Origin of the sequence: Arthrobacter humicola (assembly GCF_022803015.1) — a bacterium.
Lineage (GTDB): Bacteria > Actinomycetota > Actinomycetes > Actinomycetales > Micrococcaceae > Arthrobacter > Arthrobacter humicola_A.
Window position 1 is genome coordinate 208716 of sequence record NZ_JAFKON010000008.1, and the last position, 18380, is coordinate 227095.

General features: G+C 66.6%; 15 protein-coding genes. 8 read left to right on the plus strand and 7 right to left on the minus strand.

Going from position 1 to position 18380, the window contains the following annotated elements; translation table 11 throughout:
* The first annotated feature begins 29 nt into the window (after positions 1-29).
* From ARTB_RS16360 to ARTB_RS16370, 3 genes are all read left to right on the plus strand, one after another.
* Entirely contained in the window at positions 30-1445 is a 1416-nt protein-coding gene (locus tag ARTB_RS16360; RefSeq protein ID WP_243181485.1) for an NAD(P)/FAD-dependent oxidoreductase, read from the plus strand.
* Between the two features lie 35 nt (positions 1446-1480).
* Positions 1481-1828: a cupin domain-containing protein gene (locus ARTB_RS16365; RefSeq protein ID WP_243181486.1), complete on the plus strand. Its 348-nt coding sequence runs from the start codon at positions 1481-1483 to the stop codon at positions 1826-1828.
* A gap of 106 nt (positions 1829-1934) precedes the next feature.
* The gene (locus tag ARTB_RS16370) at positions 1935-3119 is read left to right on the plus strand and encodes an MFS transporter (RefSeq protein ID WP_243181487.1); all 1185 of its coding nucleotides are present in this window, start codon (positions 1935-1937) and stop codon (positions 3117-3119) included.
* A gap of 219 nt (positions 3120-3338) precedes the next feature.
* On the opposite strand, the gene aceB is transcribed toward ARTB_RS16370, so the two are convergent.
* Positions 3339-5003: a malate synthase A gene (gene aceB, locus ARTB_RS16375; RefSeq protein WP_243181488.1), complete on the minus strand. Its 1665-nt coding sequence runs from the start codon at positions 5001-5003 to the stop codon at positions 3339-3341.
* A 199-nt stretch (positions 5004-5202) separates the two neighbouring features.
* On the minus strand, positions 5203-6534 hold the full coding sequence (gene aceA, locus ARTB_RS16380; protein ID WP_243181489.1) for an isocitrate lyase: 1332 nt from the start codon (positions 6532-6534) through the stop codon (positions 5203-5205).
* A 142-nt stretch (positions 6535-6676) separates the two neighbouring features.
* Between aceA and ARTB_RS16385 the strand changes: the two genes are divergently transcribed.
* The 3 genes from ARTB_RS16385 (at position 6677) to ARTB_RS16395 (ending at position 11549) form a co-directional block, all read left to right on the plus strand.
* The gene (locus tag ARTB_RS16385) at positions 6677-8188 is read left to right on the plus strand and encodes a helix-turn-helix transcriptional regulator (RefSeq protein WP_243181490.1); all 1512 of its coding nucleotides are present in this window, start codon (positions 6677-6679) and stop codon (positions 8186-8188) included.
* 237 nt (positions 8189-8425) lie between these two features.
* Complete coding sequence (locus tag ARTB_RS16390) at positions 8426-10174, plus strand: pyruvate dehydrogenase (RefSeq protein WP_028278045.1); 1749 nt, start codon at positions 8426-8428, stop codon at positions 10172-10174.
* A 103-nt stretch (positions 10175-10277) separates the two neighbouring features.
* Positions 10278-11549 carry a serpin family protein gene (locus ARTB_RS16395; RefSeq protein ID WP_243181491.1) on the plus strand — a complete coding sequence of 424 codons (1272 nt, stop codon included), beginning with the start codon at positions 10278-10280 and terminating at the stop codon, positions 11547-11549.
* A 91-nt stretch (positions 11550-11640) separates the two neighbouring features.
* Here the strand turns inward: ARTB_RS16395 and ARTB_RS16400 are convergent, their stop codons facing one another.
* Both ARTB_RS16400 and ARTB_RS16405 read right to left on the minus strand, forming a co-directional pair.
* Positions 11641-12003, minus strand: coding sequence for an iron chaperone (locus ARTB_RS16400; RefSeq protein WP_243181492.1), 363 nt, complete (start codon positions 12001-12003; stop codon positions 11641-11643).
* Positions 12004-12034: 31 nt separating this feature from the next.
* Positions 12035-12931: a hydroxymethylpyrimidine/phosphomethylpyrimidine kinase gene (locus ARTB_RS16405; RefSeq protein WP_243181493.1), complete on the minus strand. Its 897-nt coding sequence runs from the start codon at positions 12929-12931 to the stop codon at positions 12035-12037.
* A 157-nt stretch (positions 12932-13088) separates the two neighbouring features.
* Between ARTB_RS16405 and ARTB_RS16410 the strand changes: the two genes are divergently transcribed.
* A complete protein-coding gene (locus tag ARTB_RS16410) occupies positions 13089-14552 on the plus strand; it encodes an MFS transporter (RefSeq protein WP_243181494.1) in 1464 nt (487 codons plus the stop codon).
* A 138-nt stretch (positions 14553-14690) separates the two neighbouring features.
* Here ARTB_RS16410 and ARTB_RS16415 read toward each other — a convergent pair whose 3' ends face one another.
* Positions 14691-15473 (minus strand): ABC transporter permease, encoded by a 783-nt coding sequence (locus ARTB_RS16415; protein ID WP_243181495.1) that lies wholly within the window; start codon positions 15471-15473, stop codon positions 14691-14693.
* Positions 15473-16297, minus strand: coding sequence for an ABC transporter ATP-binding protein (locus ARTB_RS16420; protein WP_243181496.1), 825 nt, complete (start codon positions 16295-16297; stop codon positions 15473-15475). Before ARTB_RS16420 ends, ARTB_RS16415 begins: the two co-directional genes overlap by 1 nt.
* 215 nt (positions 16298-16512) lie before the next feature.
* Between ARTB_RS16420 and ARTB_RS16425 the strand changes: the two genes are divergently transcribed.
* Complete coding sequence (locus ARTB_RS16425; RefSeq protein WP_243181497.1) at positions 16513-17208, plus strand: queuosine precursor transporter; 696 nt, start codon at positions 16513-16515, stop codon at positions 17206-17208.
* A 184-nt stretch (positions 17209-17392) separates the two neighbouring features.
* On the opposite strand, the gene ARTB_RS16430 is transcribed toward ARTB_RS16425, so the two are convergent.
* Entirely contained in the window at positions 17393-18334 is a 942-nt protein-coding gene (locus tag ARTB_RS16430; RefSeq protein WP_243181498.1) for a type IV toxin-antitoxin system AbiEi family antitoxin domain-containing protein, read from the minus strand.
* Positions 18335-18380: the final 46 nt, after the last annotated feature.

Genomic DNA, 18380 nt, shown 5'->3' on the forward strand with positions numbered 1-18380 from the left:
CAAAGCACTCACAAATAGGAGAGATTCCAGTGCATACGACCGTTTTTGAGCGGAGCTTCCCGGGCTCGGCAATTGTTGAGCAGGCTTTGGCAGACACCGTGCACCGACCATTCTGGATCGACGATCTGGGCGATGACGTGGTTCGGTACCCCCAGCTTGAGAGTGAGCTTCAAGCCGATCTCGTTGTAGTGGGCGCGGGCTACACAGGCCTGTGGACGGCCCTGCGGGCCAAAGAAAGCAATCCGGAACTTGACGTAATTGTCGTCGAGGCGCAACGCGTCGGCTGGGCCGCGTCCGGCCGCAATGGCGGGTTCTGCGTTGCGAGCCTGACGCATGGCTATGAGAACGGCAAGAACCGCTGGCCCAAGGAACTGGACCAGTTGGAGCGCCTGGGCATGGAAAACCTGGACGGGATCCAGGAGACCGTTGAGCGTTATCAGATCGATTGCGACTTCGAGCGCACGGGCGAGTTCAACGTGGCCGTGGAACCGCACCATGTTGAATGGCTTAAGAGCGACGGCGGGGGTGGGGTTTTCCTTGACACGGATGCGATGCGCGCGTCGGTGAATTCGCCAACCTATCTCGCCGGCCGTTGGCACAAGGACGGGGCCGCCATGATCCATCCCGCCAAACTTGCCGCGGGACTGGCGCGGGCGGCGACGGAGCTCGGCGTGCAAATCTTCGAAGAGTCCCGCGTCAGCGGGCTGGAGGAGTTGCCTGACGGCGTCCGCGTGCACACGGGATCCGGCGGCGTTCGGGCCAAGCAGGTAGCCCTGGCCACCAATGTCTTCCCCTCCCTCCTGAAACGGAACAGCTTCATGACCGTGCCGGTCTACGACTACGCGCTCATGACCGAGCCGCTCACGGACGAACAGCTCGCCGCCATTGGCTGGAAGGAACGCCAAGGCATCGGCGACATGGCCAATCAATTCCACTACTACCGCTTGAGCAAGGACAACCGCATTCTTTTCGGCGGCTACGACGCCATCTATTACGCGGGGCGCCAGGTGAAGGAGGCGTACGAGGACCGGGAGGAGACGTTCAGGAAGCTGGCCAGCCACTTCTTCACGACGTTTCCGCAGCTTGAGGGATTGAAGTTCAGCCACAAGTGGGGAGGCGCCATCGACTCCAGCACCCAGTTCTGCACCTTTTTCGGTACGGCCCGAAAGGGACGGGTGGCCTATGCCGCAGGCTTCACGGGCCTGGGTGTCGCATCCACCCGCTTTGCCGCCGATGTCATGCTGGACCTGCTGGGCGGGCAGGAAACCGAGCGGACGCGCCTTGAGATGGTGCGCAAACGCCCGCTCCCGTTCCCGCCCGAGCCCTTCGCTTCGATTGGGATCAACCTGACCCGCTGGTCGATGGACCGGGCCGATCACAATGCGGGCAAGCGGAACCTTATCCTCAAGACGCTCGACGCCGTGGGGCTGGGTTTCGACTCCTAGACACCCCCATTGACCCCACCAGAGGAGACCCAGCAATGACGGACTCAGCGGCCGAGCACACAGCGGCACTCGGTCTTGACCTGAAACACGAGCCGCTTTCCGCCGACAAGGTTGTTCTGGGCAATCCCAGCACAGCGGTTCGCGAGCTTGAGGACCTGGCGGGATGCGGCGTCGGCATATGGGAAATGACCCCGGGCACTGCCACTGATACCGAGGCCGAGGAGGTCTTTGTCGTCCTGAGCGGGAAGGCCCGCCTCGTGTTCCTCGACGACGGAAGCACCTTGGACGTCGCAACTGGCGACATCGTACGGCTGCGCCAAGGTCAACGGACGTCGTGGACCGTCACCGAGACGCTTCGCAAGATCTATTTCGCGGGCCAATAGCCCCGCCCCGGAAACGTCACATTCCGCGGGTGCGGCAGGGGCCCGTGATAGCAATGGGACTGATGAAAGCATATTTCTGCCCGGCCGCCGGGCAACGGCCCACCCCATGAGCGGCGTGGCCCGGGCGCCGCGCGGCTGGCTCCTCATGCTCGCGATCGGGCTGATCGCGCTGAACATGCGCGGCCCGTTGGTGGCGGTTGCCCCGGTGATCGCCCAACTGGAGGACGATCTCGGGTTTACCCCGGTGGAATTGGGATTCCTGACCGGCATTCCGGTGCTGTGCTTTGCCCTCGCCGCGCCCCTGGCCTCGCTGGCCGGACGCAAGCTGGGGCCCGAGTTCGCCATCACCCTGACCCTGCTCGGCGTGCTCTTCGGCGTCGTGGTCCGCTCGGCCGGCGGTGGTGCCCTGGTCATGCTGGGCACGGTGATCCTCGGCGTCGCCATCACGATCGGCAACATCGTGGTCCCGCTGATCATCCGCCGTGACTTCACCCCCGCCCGGCAAGGCGCGGCAATGGGCACCTACACCGCGGCACTGAACATCGGCTCGTTCCTGACCTCCATGGTGTCGGCGCCGCTGGCTGACCTGCTGGGCTGGCGGCCCGCGATTGCCGCCAGTGGCCTGTTCGCGGTGGCGGCTGCCGCCGTGTGGGTGATTGCGGTTGGCCGGCGGGCATTCATACCTGCTGCCATCCCCGCGGCGGACCCGCGGCGGCCCGGCAAGCTCACCTCGCGGTGGATCACGGCAGCGCTGACCTTCGGGTTCGCCGGGCAGGCGTTCTCGTACTACGGAGTGACCGCCTGGCTGCCAAGCCTGCTCTCTGACGAACTCGGCATGTCGCCGGCAGCCGCCGGGGCGGGGTCCTCGCTCTTCCAGATCCTGGCCATTGTGGGCGGACTGGGCGTGCCGCTGGCGGCCCGGTTCGCCAGTACGACGGCGGTGGGCCTCGCCCTTGGGCTGCTGTGGCTCACCGTACCCGTGGGCCTGCTGCTCGCACCGGAGCTGTGGTGGCTGTGGTGTTCCTTCGGCGGTGTGGCCCAGGGCGGCGGCATCACGCTGATCTTCCTGGCCATAATCCGGCTGGCGCGGGACCAGGCCTCGGCGGCCCGGATGTCCGCCGTCGTCCAGGGGACGGGATACTCCTTCGGGGCAGTGGCGCCGACCCTGCTGGGCTACGTCCACGGGACCACCGGCGCCTGGACCGGCCCGCTGCTGATGATCCTGTGCTCGGTGGCCGCGTTCATCCTGGGCACCTCCCTGTCACTGCGGCGGGTGCCGAAGCCCCACTGATTCGCTGTCGCGCGCCGGGGTGATTTCAGTCGAGACGACAGGTAAGGCCCATGTTCGCGGGGAACATGGGCCTTACCTGTCGTACCGACGCCGTTGTCGAGTACGGGGGGATTTTCCGTTGCTGGACTGCCACCCGGATTTCGGGGTGCCTGTTGCGAAGGGCCTGGCAGCCCAGCCAACGGAAATCTGTGCGGACCCGGTTGCCCGGGACGCGGAGTCCTACGCCGGAAGCAGTGCGGGGTCCCCGCTGGCGACGCCGGCGCCGTCGCGCGCTTCATGCAGGAAGCGGTCGTAGGCCGGCAGTGTCAGGAAGGCCGGGAACTCGGTGCTGAGGGTGACTTCCTCGAAGATGTCCCGCGCGTCGGCGAAACGGTCTCCTTCGAAGCGCTCCAGCTTGGCGAATTCCTCGTCCAGCATGTCCTCCACCCACTCCCGGGTGATCACGTCGCCGTGGTCGGTGATGGCGCGGGCGAAGATCCACTGCCACAGCTGCGAGCGGGAGATTTCCGCGGTGGCGGCGTCCTCCATCAGGTTGTGGATGGCCACCGCGCCGTTGCCGCGCAGCCACGACTCGATGTAGCGGATCCCCACTTCGATGTTGTTCCGGATGCCCTGTTCGGTGATGGTTCCGGTGGTCGTGGAGATGTCCAGGAGCGCGCGGTCGTCCGCGGTGACGTCCTCACGGAGGCGCTCGAGCTGGTTCGGACGCTCGCCGAGGACGGCGTCGAACACCTCGCGGCAGACCGGCACCAGGTCCGGGTGCGCCACCCAGGAGCCGTCGAAGCCGTCGCCGGCCTCGCGGGTCTTGTCCGCGCGGACCTTCTCGAAGGCGATCGCGTTGGCATCCTGGTCCTTGCGGTTGGGGACAGCCGCGGCCATGCCGCCGATCGCCATGGCGCCGCGCTTGTGGCAGGCCCGGACGAGCTGTTCTGTGTAGGCGCGCATGAACGGCTGGGTCATGGTGACCTGGCCGCGGTCCGGGAGCACGAAGCGCGGGCCGCGGGTGCGGAAGTTCTTGATCAGGGAGAAGATGTAGTCCCAGCGGCCGGCGTTCAGGCCCGCGGCGTGGTCCCGGAGTTCGTAGAGGATCTCCTCCATTTCGAACGCCGCGGTGATCGTCTCGATCAGCACGGTCGCGCGGATGGTGCCCTGCGGGATGCCCAGCAGGTCCTGCGCCATGATGAAGATGTCGTTCCACAGCCGGGCCTCGAGGTGGTTCTCGATCTTCGGCAGGTAGAAGTACGGGCCTTTGCCCTGGGCGATCAGGCGGCGGGCGTTGTGGAAGAAGTACAGGCCAAAGTCCACGATCCCGCCGGCAATAGGCGTGCCATCGATGAGCATGTGCTTTTCCGGCAGGTGCCAGCCGCGGGGGCGGACCACGACTGTGGGCAGTTCCCCGGCCGGGCGCAGCTTGTACTCCTTGCCCTCCGGGGAAGTGAAGTCGATCCGGCGTTCCAGCGCGTCCGTGAGGTTCAGCTGGCCCTGGATCACGTTGCGCCAGGACGGCGTGGAGGAGTCCTCCATGTCCGCGAGCCACACCTTGGCGCCGGAGTTCAGCGCGTTGATGGTCATCTTCTTGTCGACCGGCCCGGTGATTTCCACGCGGCGGTCCTCCAAGCCCGGGGCCGGAGGAGCGACGCGCCAGTTCGGGTCGTTGCGGACGGACTCGGTCTCGCGCAGGAACCGCGGGTCCCGGCCCTTGGAGATCTGCTGGCGGCGTTCCTGCCGTGCCTGCAGCAGCTCCCGACGGCGCCCTGCCGTGGCCTTGTGCAGCTTGGCAACAAACGCCAGCGCGTCCGGCGTGAGGACCTCGCCCTGCCGGCAAATCGGCTGCGCGGTCAACGTGATCCCGTTGATAGTGAAGTTGTCAGTGAAGCTGTTCATTTCAAATCTCCTTAGAGAAGAAGCAAGTTCGACGGCGGTTGGCGACGTGCGCACGAGGCGGCGGGCCGGATGCTCCGGAAGCGTGCGTAAAAGGGGCCCCATTGCCGCCCAGTCGACGTGTGTAGTGTCGAAGGCGGCAATGGGGAATAGCACGCGGAGGAGTATTCGGTCCGATGGCGGAAGCGCCGCCGTCGGGTGTCTAGTGGAACTGGCCTTCTTCGGTGGATCCCACCAGGGCCAGGGTGGATGCGTTCGGGTTGAGCGCGGTGGCGATGTCGTCGAAGTAGCCGGTGCCGACTTCGCGCTGGTGCTTGGTGGCGGTGTAGCCGCGGGACTCGGAGGCGAATTCCTTCTCCTGCAGCTCGACGTACGCGCTCATGCCTTCCCGGGCGTAGCCGTGGGCGAGGTCGAACATCGAGTAGTTCAGGGCGTGGAAGCCGGCCAGGGTGATGAACTGGAAGGTGAAGCCCATGGCGCCGAGTTCGCGCTGGAACTTCGCGATCGTGGCGTCGTCGAGGTGCTTGCGCCAGTTGAACGACGGCGAGCAGTTGTAGGAGAGCATCTGGTCCGGGAACTCGACCTTGACGGATTCGGCGAACTTGCGGGCCAGTTCCAGGTCCGGGGTACCCGTCTCCATCCAGATGAGGTCGGAGTACGGGGCGTAGGCCTTGGCGCGGGCGATGCAGGGTTCGATCCCGTTGCGGACCTTGTAGAAGCCCTCCGGGGTGCGGACCGGCTGGCCGCCTTCGCGGAGGATGAATTCCTGGTCACGCTCGTCGACGTCGGAGGTGATCAGGGTGGCCGCCTCGGCGTCGGTGCGGGCGATGATGACCGACGGGGTACCGGCGACGTCGGCGGCGAGCCGGGCCGCGTTCAGCGTCCGGACGTGCTGCTGGGTGGGGATCAGGACCTTGCCGCCGAGGTGGCCGCACTTCTTTTCCGAGGCGAGCTGGTCTTCCCAGTGCACGCCCGCGGCGCCGGCCTGGATCATGGACTTCATGAGCTCGTAGGCGTTCAGCGGGCCGCCGAAGCCTGCCTCGGCGTCGGCCACGATCGGGACCATCCAGTCCTCGACGGTCTGGATGCCCTCGGAGAACTCGATCTGGTCCGCGCGGAGCAGGGCGTTGTTGATGCGCCGGACCACCGTGGGAACGGAATTGGCGGGGTAGAGCGACTGGTCCGGGTAGGTGTGGCCGGAGTTGTTGGCGTCCGCGGCGACCTGCCAGCCGGAGAGGTAGATGGCGCGGAGGCCGGCCTTGACCTGCTGCACGGCCTGGTTGCCGGTCAGGGCGCCGAGGGCGTTGGTGTAGCCGCCGGTCTTGTGCTCTTCGGTGAGCTGCTTCCACAGCTTTTCGGAGCCGCGCCGGGCGAGGGTGTGTTCTTCGGAGACGCGGCCGCGGAGGCGGATGACGTCGGAGGCCTTGTAGTCCCGGGTCACACCTTCCCAGCGCGGGTTGGCGGCCCACTCGAGCTCCAGTGCGGCGGCCTGCTGTTCGGGCGTCTGCTGGGTGGGCTCAAATGCTGCAGTCATCTTTGTCTCCTTGGTGGGTCCGGGGCCGGTCAGTCTGCGTCTCTGCAGAGCCTGGTTGGTTGTTCCCGGATAGTGAATCTTTCCGTGAGTTCTACTTTTCTGCACTTTCCAAGGGGTTTCTAGACCAAAGCTATGGAAAGAAATGCACTTCTTCGCGTATTCTCAAGAAATGCACTCAACCAGCTGGAACCGCCAAGCCCTTGCGTCGTCCGCGCCCGCAGCGCCGGACGTGGATGTCATCAGCTTGGGCCGGCGCGTCCGGCATCTGCGCAAGGCGGCAGGGCTCACGCTCGACGACCTGAGTGCCGCCGTCGGGACGGCCCCCAGCCAGCTGAGTCTGATGGAAAACGGCAAACGCGAGCCCAAGCTGGGTCTGCTCCAGCAGCTTGCTGCGGCACTCGGGGTGAGCATCGACGAACTGCTCGGCGCGGAGCCGCCCAACCGGCGTGCGGCGCTGGAGATCGAGCTGGAACGGTACCAGCGCAGCCCCATCTATGAGTCCCTGAATCTGCCCAAGATCCGCATCAGTTCGCGGCTTCCGATGGATGTGCTGGAGTCCATGGTGGGCCTGCAGCATGAGCTTGAACGCCGGCTCAATGAGCAGGTCGCGACGCCGGAGGAGGCCCGCCGCGCGAACGGTGAACTGCGCGCGATGATGCGCGAGAGGAACAACTATTTCCCCGAGTATGAGGCCGAGGCGCAGAAGGTCCTGGCCTCGGTGGGCCACACCAGCGGTCCGCTGTCCCACCACGTCATTTCGGACATCGCCGGGCATCTCGGATTCAGCCTCCACCATGTGGGTGATCTCCCTCATTCCACGCGTTCGGTGACTGATCTTAAGAACCGCCGAATTTATCTCACGCAGAACGCCCGCAGCGATCACGACCCCCGTTCGGTGCTGCTGCAGGCGCTGGGCCATTACGTCCTGGGCCACCAGACGCCGAACAACTACGGCGATTTCCTGATGCAGCGCGTGGCCACGAACTACTTCGCCGCCGCGCTGCTGCTGCCCGAGCAGGCTACCGTGGCATTCCTGCAGGAGGCCAAGCAGGCCAAGGAAATCGCGGTCGAGGACATCCGGGATGCCTTCGCGGTGTCCTACGAGACCGCCGCGCACCGCTTCACAAACCTGGCCACCCAGCACCTGGGCATCCGCACGCACTTCCAGAAGACGCACAAGAGCGGCATCATCTACAAGGCCTACGAGAACGACGGCGTGACGTTCCCGCAGGACCACACCGGCGCCATCGAGGGTCAGTTCTCGTGCCGGAACTGGACGTCCCGGGTGGTGTTCGACGTCCCGGACAAGTTCAGCGCCTACAACCAGTACACTGACACCCCGGCCGGGACGTACTGGTGCACGGCCCGGACGGAACGCTCCGCGAACGGGGAGTTCTCCCTGTCCGTGGGTGTCCCGTATGCGCACGTGAAGTGGTTCCGCGGCCGCGACACCACCGAGCGGTCCAAGTCCACCTGCCCGGACGAAAGCTGCTGCCGCCGCCCGCCGGCGTCGCTGACCGCCGAATGGGCCGGGAACGCCTGGCCCTCGGCCCGGGCCCACTCCCACCTGCTGGCGGCCATGCCGCCGGGCGCCTTCCCGGGCGTGGACGAGACCGAGGTCTACTCCTTCCTGCAGGCGCACTCGGGGAGCTGACCCTCCCTCAGTTCCTGCGGGTTCCTCCTGGACCCTCCCTCAGATCCTGCCCGTTACTGCTCGTCGCTCCCTCATTTCCTGCGGCTTTCGGTGCGTCGCTCCCGCACATCAGGTGAGGGAGCGTCCGGGAGTTTGCTGCAGAAGGTGAGGGAGCGTCCCCTTGGGCGTGGCTGACCGCAGGGCAGACTATATTGGCCTGTGTCAGCTCATCGATCTATCTCGCGGGAGCGTGCGCCCATGGCCAAGGAACTTGCCACCCAGCTCATCGAACAACTCCAGGCTGCCGGCGTGCAGCGGATCTACGGGATTGTGGGGGACAGCCTCAACCCGATTGTCGACGCCGTCCGCAAGACCGGCGGCTCGCAACAGGGCGGTATCGATTGGATCCATGTCCGGCATGAGGAGGCGGCCGCATTCGCCGCGGCGGCGGAAGCCCAACTGACCGGCCGGCTCGCGGTGTGCGCCGGCTCCTGCGGGCCCGGCAACCTGCACCTGATCAACGGCCTGTATGACGCCAACCGTTCCGGGGCGCCGGTGCTGGCCATCGCCTCGCACATCCCCAGCAAGCAGATCGGCAGCAGTTTCTTCCAGGAAACCCACCCCGACCGGCTCTTCAACGAGTGCTCGGTCTACTCCGAGCTGATCAGCACCGCGGAGCAGGCGCCCCGCGTCATGCACAGCGCCATCCAGCACGCCGTCGGCCTAAGGGGCGTCGCCGTCGTGACCCTTCCCGGTGACATCGCCGGCCTGGAGGCGACGGCCGAAACGCCGGCCCCGGCGACCTTCCGGCCGGCGGCGCTGATGCCGGACCCCGCGAGTGTGCAGGAACTGGCCGACGCCATCAACGCCGCCGGCAAGGTGGCCATCTTTGCCGGTGCCGGCGTCGAGGGCGCGCACGACGAGGTGATTGCGCTCGCCGGGCTGATCGCGGCGCCGATCGGCCACAGCCTCCGCGGCAAAGACTTCATGCAGTACGACAACGCCTATGACATCGGCATGACCGGGCTGCTGGGTTACGGCGCCGCGGCCGAGGGCATCGAGGACGCGGACCTGCTGATCCTGCTGGGAACGGACTTCCCGTACGACCAGTTCCTCCCCGGAACCCGGACGGCGCAGGTGGACCGGGCCGCGCACAAACTGGGGCGGCGGACCGACGTCGACGTCGCAGTGCACGGCGACGTCCTCCCCACCCTTGCCGCCCTCATGCCGTTGGTCACGGCCAAGAAGAGTCGCCGTTTCCTGGATGCGATGCTGAAGAAGCACGACCGGCTCATGAACAAGGCCGTGGGGGCGTACACCCGCAACGTCGGGACGAAACAGCCGATCCACCCGGAATATGCTGCCTCCCTGCTGGACCAGGTGGCGGCGAGGGACGCGATTTTCACGGCGGACACCGGCATGTGCAATGTCTGGACCGCCCGGTACATCAACCCGCTGGGCACCCGCCGGCTGATCGGCTCGTACCTGCACGGGTCCATGGCCAACGCGCTGCCGCACGCGATCGGCGCCCAGCTGGCCTACCCCGGCCGGCAGGTGGTTTCGGTCTCCGGCGACGGCGGCCTGTCGATGCTGCTGGGCGAGCTCATCACGGTCGCCGCGCACCGGCTGCCCGTGAACGTGGTGGTCTTCAACAACTCCACCCTGGGCATGGTGAAACTCGAGATGCTGGTGGACGGGCTCCCGGACTTCGGCGTCGACGTCCCGGACGCCAACTACGCGGACGTTGCCCGGGCCCTGGGCTTCCACGCCGAGCGCGTCACGGATCCGTCCCGCATCGAGGCTGCGTACCGGGAAGCCTTCGCCCACCCCGGCCCGTCGCTGGTGGAGCTCATCACGGACCCCAAGGCGCTGTCCCTCCCGCCGAAGATCAAGGGCGCGCAGGTCCTGGGCTTCGCCACGGCCATGTCCAAAGTGGTCCTGAACCGGGGTGCCGGCGAGGCCGTCAGTATGGCACGGAGCAACCTGCGGAACGTCCCGCGGCGCTAGGGGCCCGGCGAGTTCGCCGGAAGCTGCCCGGTTCGCCGGATATGTCCGGCGAACCGGAGACATTCCGGCGAACTGCGCACCCATCGAGGCGAAAGGTGTGGCCATGAAAGATCACCGCGTGGCGAAAATTGTGGCGGCGGGAACCATCGCGGTGCTCACGGCTTGTGCGCCCCCGGTACCAGGGCTTGTGAAGGCCGACGGCGTCGAACGGGTTCCGGTGGACCGCGCCGCGTACGCTGCCGAATTCCAGGCATTCCGGGCTTCCGCCCTGACGTTGGGAGCCGCGCTGCTGGCCGACGGCGGTGACGGGGCCGAAGGGAACGTGGTGTCGTCCCCCGGCAGCCTGCTGATCGCGCTCGCCATGCTGCGGGCAGGGGCGTCCGGGGAGACCGCCGTCGAAATGGACCAGGTGCTGGGGCTCCCGGACGGCAACCGGGATGAGGCCATGAACGCCCTGCTCGAGTCCCTGGCGGCGTATGACGGTGATCCCGGCTCGGTCGACGAAAAGGATCCGCCCCGGAAGCCGGTCATGCATGCGGCCAACGGTCTGTTTGTGGACAAGGATGTACCAACCGGGAGGAACTACCTGGAAACCCTTGCCCGGCACTACGGCACCGGGGTGTACCCCGTGGATTTCCGGGATGAGGCCGCCACGAGGCCGGCCCTGGATGCCTGGGTGGACCGGAACACGGGCGGCCGGATCAAGAAAGCACCCGCGGAGTACGATCGCGACAACACGTTCAGCCTCCTCAATGCCCTGTACTTCGCCGCGGCGTGGCAGTCTCCTTTCGACCCGAACGACACCTCGGACGGACCTTTCACGACCTCAGGTGGCGAGGAAATCAGCGTGCCGACCATGTACAACTCGCTGCAGCTGGCCTATGCGGAGGGCCCTGGCTGGCGGGCGGTGGAGCTGCCATACGCAGAAGGTTTTGCCATGCGGCTGGTGCTGCCCGGTCCAGGCGTTGGGCCGGAGACCCTCACGGCGGCCAAGCTGGCGGCAATTGCGGCGGCCCTGGACACGGCCCAGGAGGTCTCCGCACTGATCTCCCTGCCCAAGTGGGACCACAAGAGCACCTTCGACCTGCGGAAGGTATTTGAAGCGCTGGGACTGGCCAGGACCCTGGTGACCACCGAAGATTTCGACGCCATCCAGCCGAAGCTGACGCTTACGCAGGCCGCCCAGGCCGCCGACATCACCGTTGCCGAGAAGGGAACGGTGGCCGCCGCCGTGACGCAGATCAACGGCGCCGTGACCGGTGTGCGGCCCCTCCCGGACCAGACCATCGACTTCGACCGGCCGTTCCTCTACCAGGTCGTGCACACCGAAACCGGGCTCCCGGTCTTCATGGGGAAGGTCGCGGACCCGCGCTGACGGGTGGCCTACCGGCACCCACATCGCCGGAAGCCCTCCAGTTCGCCACAAACTTCCGGCGAATTGGAGGGACTCCGGCGAACTCGGCGGCTTAGGGAGTCCCGCTCCGGCGCTCTTGTGCCAAGGCCGCCGCCACTTTTCCAATCAGCTCGTACGGGACAGGCTTCCGCAACGGGAACTTCAGGCTGCCCTTCGCTGCGCGGTAGGGGGCGAGTTCCGTGCTCAGCGATTCGTCGCCGTCGGGCACGGGGTAGACGGAGATGTGGTGCGCCCAGCCCGCGAAATAGACGACGTATTTGCCCCCGAGCGTGATCGTCGGGATGCCGTAACTGATCATCTCCCCTGATCCTGGTACCGCGGCATGGCAGTGCCGCCGGATCTCCTGCAGCGCCTCCTGCACGTCAGCAGGAAACGAGGCGATGTATTCCTCCACGGACTCAAAGTGCTGTGCCATTGCCGTTTCCTCCAATGATCCCAGCAACGAGTTAGCGCGGGCCGCCCTGCCACAAGGCATCGAACGGGGCGCCCGAGGCCACGCGGTTCCGGATGCCGGCGGTCACAAACGCCTTCGCCGTCCGGGCGGCGGCCAGCGGCGTCGCGCCCTTGGCGAGCTCGGCCGTCACCGCCGCGGCCAATGAGCACCCGGCGCCGGAGACTGCCACCTCGCCCACCTTCGGGGCGGACAGGACTTCCAGGGTTTCGCCGTCATAGTAGACGTCGACGGCGTCGGGGCCTTCGAGCCGCACGCCGCCCTTGGCGAGCACCGCGGCGCCGCTGAGCTCATGGATGCGGACCGCGGCGGCCTTGAGGGACTCGACGTCGGTGATCTCCAGCCCGGAGAGCGACTCGGCCTCGAAATGGTTGGGGGTGACGAAGGTGGCCAGCGGCAGGATGTGGGACTTGAGCGCCTGGTCGGTGTCCAGGGCGTGGCCCGGCTCCTGGCCCTTGCAGATCAGCACCGGATCCAGCACCACGTTGGCGAACTGCCCGGCCGCCAGCGCCGCGGCCACGGTCGAAATCGTCGCCGGGCTGCCCAGCATGCCGATCTTGACGGTGTCCAGCACGGCCGGTGCGCCGGAGGCGGCACCGTAAGCCGCCGTCGTCGCTTCCAGCTGGTCCGCGATGACCTGCTGGTCCACCGGGACAAAGCGGTGGTTCCAGTTGTCCTTGGGGTCGAAGGACACGATGCAGGTCAGGTTCGCGATCCCGAAGACGCCGAGTTCCTGGAACGTCTTCAGGTCAGCCTGCGCGCCGGCGCCGCCGGTCGCTTCGGAGCCTGCGATGGTCAGCGCGACGGCGGGGGAGGAGGCGGGCCCGGTAGCTGTATCGGAAGCAGCAGCGCCATCCGCCAGGGCGGTGGAATCGAATGCGGTAGAAGTCATGGTCCCATCCTGCCATCCCGCCAAATCCGCCAGCATTGTGCTCATGAACAAACATTCCATGAACAGTATGAACAAAACCTGAGTGTTCCGGATCACGCGGGCTAGGGTGGCGGACGGTGTTGCTTACCGGCGGCGCCGGATCCAGGAAGGTTCATTGATGAGCACCCAACTGACCGAAGCGGCCCAGACCCGGAAAGCCGTCGGCAACATCCTCAAAGGCTCGGCCGGCAACCTTGTCGAGTGGTACGACCTCTACGTCTACACCGTGTTCGCGGCCTACTTCCAGGCGCACTTCTTCAACTCCAAGGACGAGCTCCAGGCCGGCCTCGAGGCGATGGCCGTCTTCTCGACGTCGTTCCTGATGCGCCCGATCGGTGCCTGGTTCTTTGGCCGTTACGCCGACCGCAAGGGCCGCAAGGCCGCGCTGACACTGAGCGTGACCATGATGTCTGCGGGCTCTTTCGCGATCGCGGTGCTGCCCACCCAGGACGTGATCGGCCTGTGGGCCTTGATCCTGCTGGTCCTCATCCGCGTGATCCAGGGCTTCTCCGTGGGCGGTGAGTACGGCACCAGCGCCACGTACATGTCCGAGGCTGCCACCTCCAAGCGCCGCGGCTTCTTCTCCAGCTTCCAGTACGTCACCCTGGTCGGCGGCCAGATGCTGGCACTGCTGGTCCTTGTGGTCCTGCAGAACGCCATGCCCAAGGCCGAGCTGACCGAGTGGGGGTGGCGCATCCCGTTCGCGGTGGGCGGCGTGGCCGCGCTGGTGGTCCTGTGGCTGCGGCGCTCCATGGAGGAAACCGTCTCGGCCGAACAGCTCGAGGCCGCAAAGTCCCCTGCCGTGGGAGGCCAGGCGCAGCCCGGGACCATGAAGCTGCTGTTCACCAGCTACTGGAAGCCGCTCATGATCTGCATCGGAATCACCCTTGGCGGCACGGTGGCGTTCTACACGTACACCAACTTCATCCTGAAGTTCATGAACGATACCTCCGGCATCGCCAAGACGGACACGTCGGTCATCAACTTCTGGGCACTGTTCATCTTCATGCTGCTCCAGCCGGTCTACGGCATCATCTCGGACAAGGTCGGCCGCAAACCGCTGCTGCTGTGGTTCGGCATCACCGGCGTCCTGTTCACCTGGCCGCTCCTGTCCGCGCTCGCCGGGACCAAGGATCCGATCACCGCGTTCCTGCTCATGATGGGCGGCCTGCTGATCGTAGGCGGCTACACGTCCATCAACGCCCTGGTGAAGGCCGAACTCTTCCCCGCGTCCATCCGTGCCCTCGGGGTGGGCCTGGGCTACGCGATCGCCAACTCTCTCTTCGGCGGCACCGTCCCGCTCATCGGCGCTGCACTGCAGAAGACCGGGCAGGAAGAGCTGTTCTTCACCTACGTCACCGTGGCCATCGGCATCTCCCTGCTGGTCTACATCTTCGCCCTGAAGAACAAGAAGTCCACGCACCTGGACCACGAGCAGGGCCACGCCTGGGCGGCTGCGGGTCCGGACGCGGCCCCGGGGGCGGCTGCTGGTCCGGACTCTGCTGCGGATGCGGCTGCTGGTGGTCCGGGCGGCGGCGGCAGGGACGAGGACAAGGACCTCATCGACGCCTCGCGCCGCTAGGGCAGGCCGCAGGCCGTCCTCGAATTCGCCGGAAGCGCGCCGGGTCGCCGTATGTTTACGGCGACCCGGCGCGTTTCCGGCGAACTCGCGGCCTAAGGAGCGAAGGGACGGCGACAACGACGGCGGCCCGGGCCCACGCTATTGGGCGTTGTCTGCGAACCGCAGCTGCAGGATCGTTGCGGTGGTGCCCGCCACGAACGTTCCCGCGAGCACAACATAGCTGCCTGGCGGGAGCGAGCCGACAGGATCGGCCACCATACCGATCAGCAGCGGGACGATCGAATAGGGGAACCACTCCGCCCAGCCGGTCTTGCCGAACAGATTGCCCAGGGCCAGCATCACGAGCGAGAAAGCGATGGGGGCCACTTCGCCTCGGCTCCACACTGCGATCCAGGCGACCACAGGCGCGAGCAGGAACGAGATCGTCGCAGCGAGGAGCACGTGTGCGATTCCCGCCGCGGCCAACTCTGCCGAGAACCCCGGCAGCCCCAACACCAGTCCGACCGCCATGGCCTCGACGAGGACTATGACGATGAGCGCCGTCCACCACACGGCCGCGACCGCCAGCTTGGCGACGGCGAACCAATGACGGGCCACGGGCAGCGCGAGCATGTTCTTGGCGGTGGCATCACCGTACTCCCGGCCAAACAGGTAGGCGATGATGAAGGTCAGCAGCAGCATCCCGCCGACACCGAAGACCAGCGTGAGCATGTAGAAGTATTGGAGCCACGTCGCCTCAAGCCCGGCAAGGCTCGCTTTGGTACCCAGAAGCCCCAGCTGGGCCGCCCGCCCCGGTTCGCGCACGATCCACATGAAAAGCGCAATACCGAGCGGCATGATCGCGAGCACCGCCAGCGTGGCCCACGTCGCCTTGGCACGGTGGAGCTTCATGAACTCGGTGCCAAGAACCTGACCGAACATCAAACCGCGCCGCCTTCGGACGAAGCGCCGGTCCTCCGGCCATCGGCACCGCGCGCATCGCCCGTCCGCGCCAGGAAGTAGCGCTCCAGATCCAGTGTGAGCAGCGCCTGCTCGCGCTCTTCCGGGGTGTAGGCGTCGGTCGCGAACGCGCGCGCCTTCGCGGCGAGTTCGTCGCGCGACGACTCCTCGATGAGACGGCCGTCGTGGACGATACCGATGCGGTCGGCCAGGTGAGCGACCTCGGCGAGGATGTGGCTCGACATGAAGACGGTGGCGCCGCGATTGTCGGCGAGCGAACGGAGCAGCTCGCGGATCTCGACTATGCCGGCCGGATCAAGGCCGTTGGCGGGCTCGTCGAGCACGAGCAGTTCGGGGGAGTGCAGCAGTGCGCGGGCGAGGGCTAGACGCTGTTTGTTGCCGAGCGAGAGCTGCCCGGCGCGCCGATCGGCATAAGGATCCAAGCGCAGCAGCGTGATCGAGTCGGCGACCGACCGCGGCGGCGAGCCGGTGAGCCGGCGCTGGATGTCCAGATTCTCGCGCACGGTGAGGTTGGGGTAGGCGGTCGCGGTCTCGACGAGGAAGCCAACGCGGGCGAACACAGCGGTCTCGCCAGGGATGATGCGCTTGCCCAGGACGGTCACCTCCCCGCTGCTCGGCCGGATCAGGCCGAGCATCATGCGGATGGTTGTCGTTTTGCCCGCCCCGTTCCTGCCGAGGAACCCGTAGATCTCGCCCCGGCGGACGTCGAGGTTGAGCGAGTCGACGGCGGTGACGTCGCGGTACCGCTTGACGAGGGCGCGCGTGGAAACTGCGGTGTCAGGCATGGGGCTCCTCCTTGGCCCCATCCTGCCACCACGCCCGGAGCGTTCACAGGGTGAAGCTGCGGCTGCATCAGGCTCCCGCGCCGTCGGGTGCGAGAATGGAGGCGGTTCCGGCTGCTTGTGTTACCGGGACCGTCCAGTGCTAATACAGCCGGCCGCCCAGCGTGTTCCCTTTGCGGGTGTGGGCCGCCGAGCGAACCACTACGAATGGAATACCCATGACTTCCGCCAAGACCTTCCCGGCGTCAGCCGCACCAAGGTTCGCCTCGATCGGATCCCCACATTTCGGCATCATGCTCGCTGTCATGGCCGTGGTGCTGATCCTGTCCAACATCGGGGCGTCCAAGGGCGTAGCGATCGGCCCCGTCATCACCGACGGGGGCTTCTTCCTCTTCCCGCTGGCGTACATCCTGGGCGATGTCATCAGCGAGGTCTACGGCTTCAAAGTGGCGCGCAAGGCCATCATCACCAGCTTTGCGCTGTCCGTCTTCGCGTCGCTCTGCTACTGGGTCATCATCGCCCTTCCGGGGTTCGACAACGAATACGGTTCCGTCAAGCAGGCAGCTCTGGAAGGCGCACTGGGACCGGTCCCGCAGATTGTGCTGGCATCGCTGCTGGCCTTCCTCGCCGGCCAGACCATCAACTCCTGGATCCTGGTGAAGATGAAGGCGCGGACCGGGGAAAGGTCCCTGTGGGCGCGCATCATGGGCTCCTCCGTGGCGGGTGAGTTCGTGGACACCCTGATTTTCTGCAGCATCGCCGCATCCGTGATCGGGATTACCGACGCCGCGATGTTCGTGAACTACGTCCTCGTGGGCTTCCTCTACAAGACCCTCGTGGAGTTCGCCTTCGTCCCGCTGACCTCGCTCGCCATCGGCTGGGTCAAGAAGCGCGAACCGAGCTACGGCGCCTAGGACTCCTCCTCATCCTCCGGCCGCCGGCCAGTTGGGAGCCGGCCGGTTCGGAGCCAGCAGCCGCCCAATTCGCCGGAAACCCGCGGTGTCGCCGTAAGTTTCCGACGACATGGCGCGCTACCGGCGAATTCGAGTCTTTGGGGTGCGGGCTGCGGGGTGCCGGGCGCCGCAACGCATTCGACGCTCAGGGGTACCGGCGGCCGGCCAGCGCATGCAGCAGACGGTGCTTGAATTCCTGCTCGCGAAAGAGGTCCTTCCACTCCACGCGGACGAACCGCCAGCCCTCTTCCACCAAGGCCTTCTCCCGGCGCCGTTCCTCGAAGAGCACCTCGGCCGTGGGACTGTAGTCGAAGTACTTGATTTTGCCGTCGAACTCGAGGGCGACCTTTTCCTCCTTCCATGCAAAGTCCAGGCGATGGCGCCCGGCGCGGCTCGACACTTCCAGCTGCGGCTCAGGTGGCCGGATCCGCAGCCGCAGGATCAGGTCGCGGGTCAGGGTCTCGCCGGGAGATTCGGAGCGCGGATCGGCCGCGGCCAGGACGCGGCGGAAAGTCCGAATGCCCCGGCGGCCGTCCAGATCATCTGCCATGGCCTGCAGGGCGCCCGGGTCCGCGCCGAGTCGAAGCGCGTGGTCGGTGAGGATCAACGCCTGCCTGTAGGGCAGCAGCATGGCGCAGTCGGCCGTCGTGCGCTCCAGGGAAGTGGTCCGGAGGCCGTTCACCACGGCGACGTCATGGTCGGCGAAGGGGCGCGTGTGGCAGCGGACGTCCCTGCCGTGACGCTCGTTCGAAGGCCGTACCTTCTGGAGGACATGGATCACGTCATCCACTTCCCACAGGTGGAGAAGGCGGAGGCGCGCTGCGGAAGTGTGGCTGTAGTGGAAGGCACCTGTCGACGTCGTACGCGTTCCGTGGGCATGCGCGTAGATGAGCTGCCGGCTCCGGACAGTAGGCGACTGGACGTTCCAGAGACTGGCGCGGATGTAGCAGCCGTGCCGGAGCCGGACGAGAGTGCCTGAATCGAGGAGCGAGCGGATGGCGCGCGAGCTGAAGCCGAGATCCAGGAGCTGTTCGGTGCGCCAGAGGTTACCGGTCGGCGGCAGCTCCAGCACGGGGTTATGCGTCATGCCACCAGCTTCGGCCGCCGCAGGAGCGGGCGGGAGGCCCCGCCGT

Excerpts from the sequence above, each read along its gene's own strand:
- ARTB_RS16365 (WP_243181486.1), top strand. The coding sequence starts at position 1,481 with ATGACGGACTCAGCGGCCGAGCACACAGCGGCACTCGGTCTTGACCTG.
- ARTB_RS16370 (WP_243181487.1), top strand. The coding sequence starts at position 1,935 with ATGAGCGGCGTGGCCCGGGCGCCGCGCGGCTGGCTCCTCATGCTCGCG.
- aceB (WP_243181488.1), bottom strand. The coding sequence starts at position 5,003 with ATGAACAGCTTCACTGACAACTTCACTATCAACGGGATCACGTTGACC.
- aceA (WP_243181489.1), bottom strand. The coding sequence starts at position 6,534 with ATGACTGCAGCATTTGAGCCCACCCAGCAGACGCCCGAACAGCAGGCC.
- ARTB_RS16385 (WP_243181490.1), top strand. The coding sequence starts at position 6,677 with ATGCACTTCTTCGCGTATTCTCAAGAAATGCACTCAACCAGCTGGAAC.
- ARTB_RS16390 (WP_028278045.1), top strand. The coding sequence starts at position 8,426 with ATGGCCAAGGAACTTGCCACCCAGCTCATCGAACAACTCCAGGCTGCC.
- ARTB_RS16395 (WP_243181491.1), top strand. The coding sequence starts at position 10,278 with ATGAAAGATCACCGCGTGGCGAAAATTGTGGCGGCGGGAACCATCGCG.
- ARTB_RS16400 (WP_243181492.1), bottom strand. The coding sequence starts at position 12,003 with ATGGCACAGCACTTTGAGTCCGTGGAGGAATACATCGCCTCGTTTCCT.
- ARTB_RS16405 (WP_243181493.1), bottom strand. The coding sequence starts at position 12,931 with ATGACTTCTACCGCATTCGATTCCACCGCCCTGGCGGATGGCGCTGCT.
- ARTB_RS16410 (WP_243181494.1), top strand. The coding sequence starts at position 13,089 with ATGAGCACCCAACTGACCGAAGCGGCCCAGACCCGGAAAGCCGTCGGC.
- ARTB_RS16415 (WP_243181495.1), bottom strand. The coding sequence starts at position 15,473 with ATGTTCGGTCAGGTTCTTGGCACCGAGTTCATGAAGCTCCACCGTGCC.
- ARTB_RS16420 (WP_243181496.1), bottom strand. The coding sequence starts at position 16,297 with ATGCCTGACACCGCAGTTTCCACGCGCGCCCTCGTCAAGCGGTACCGC.
- ARTB_RS16425 (WP_243181497.1), top strand. The coding sequence starts at position 16,513 with ATGACTTCCGCCAAGACCTTCCCGGCGTCAGCCGCACCAAGGTTCGCC.
- ARTB_RS16430 (WP_243181498.1), bottom strand. The coding sequence starts at position 18,334 with ATGACGCATAACCCCGTGCTGGAGCTGCCGCCGACCGGTAACCTCTGG.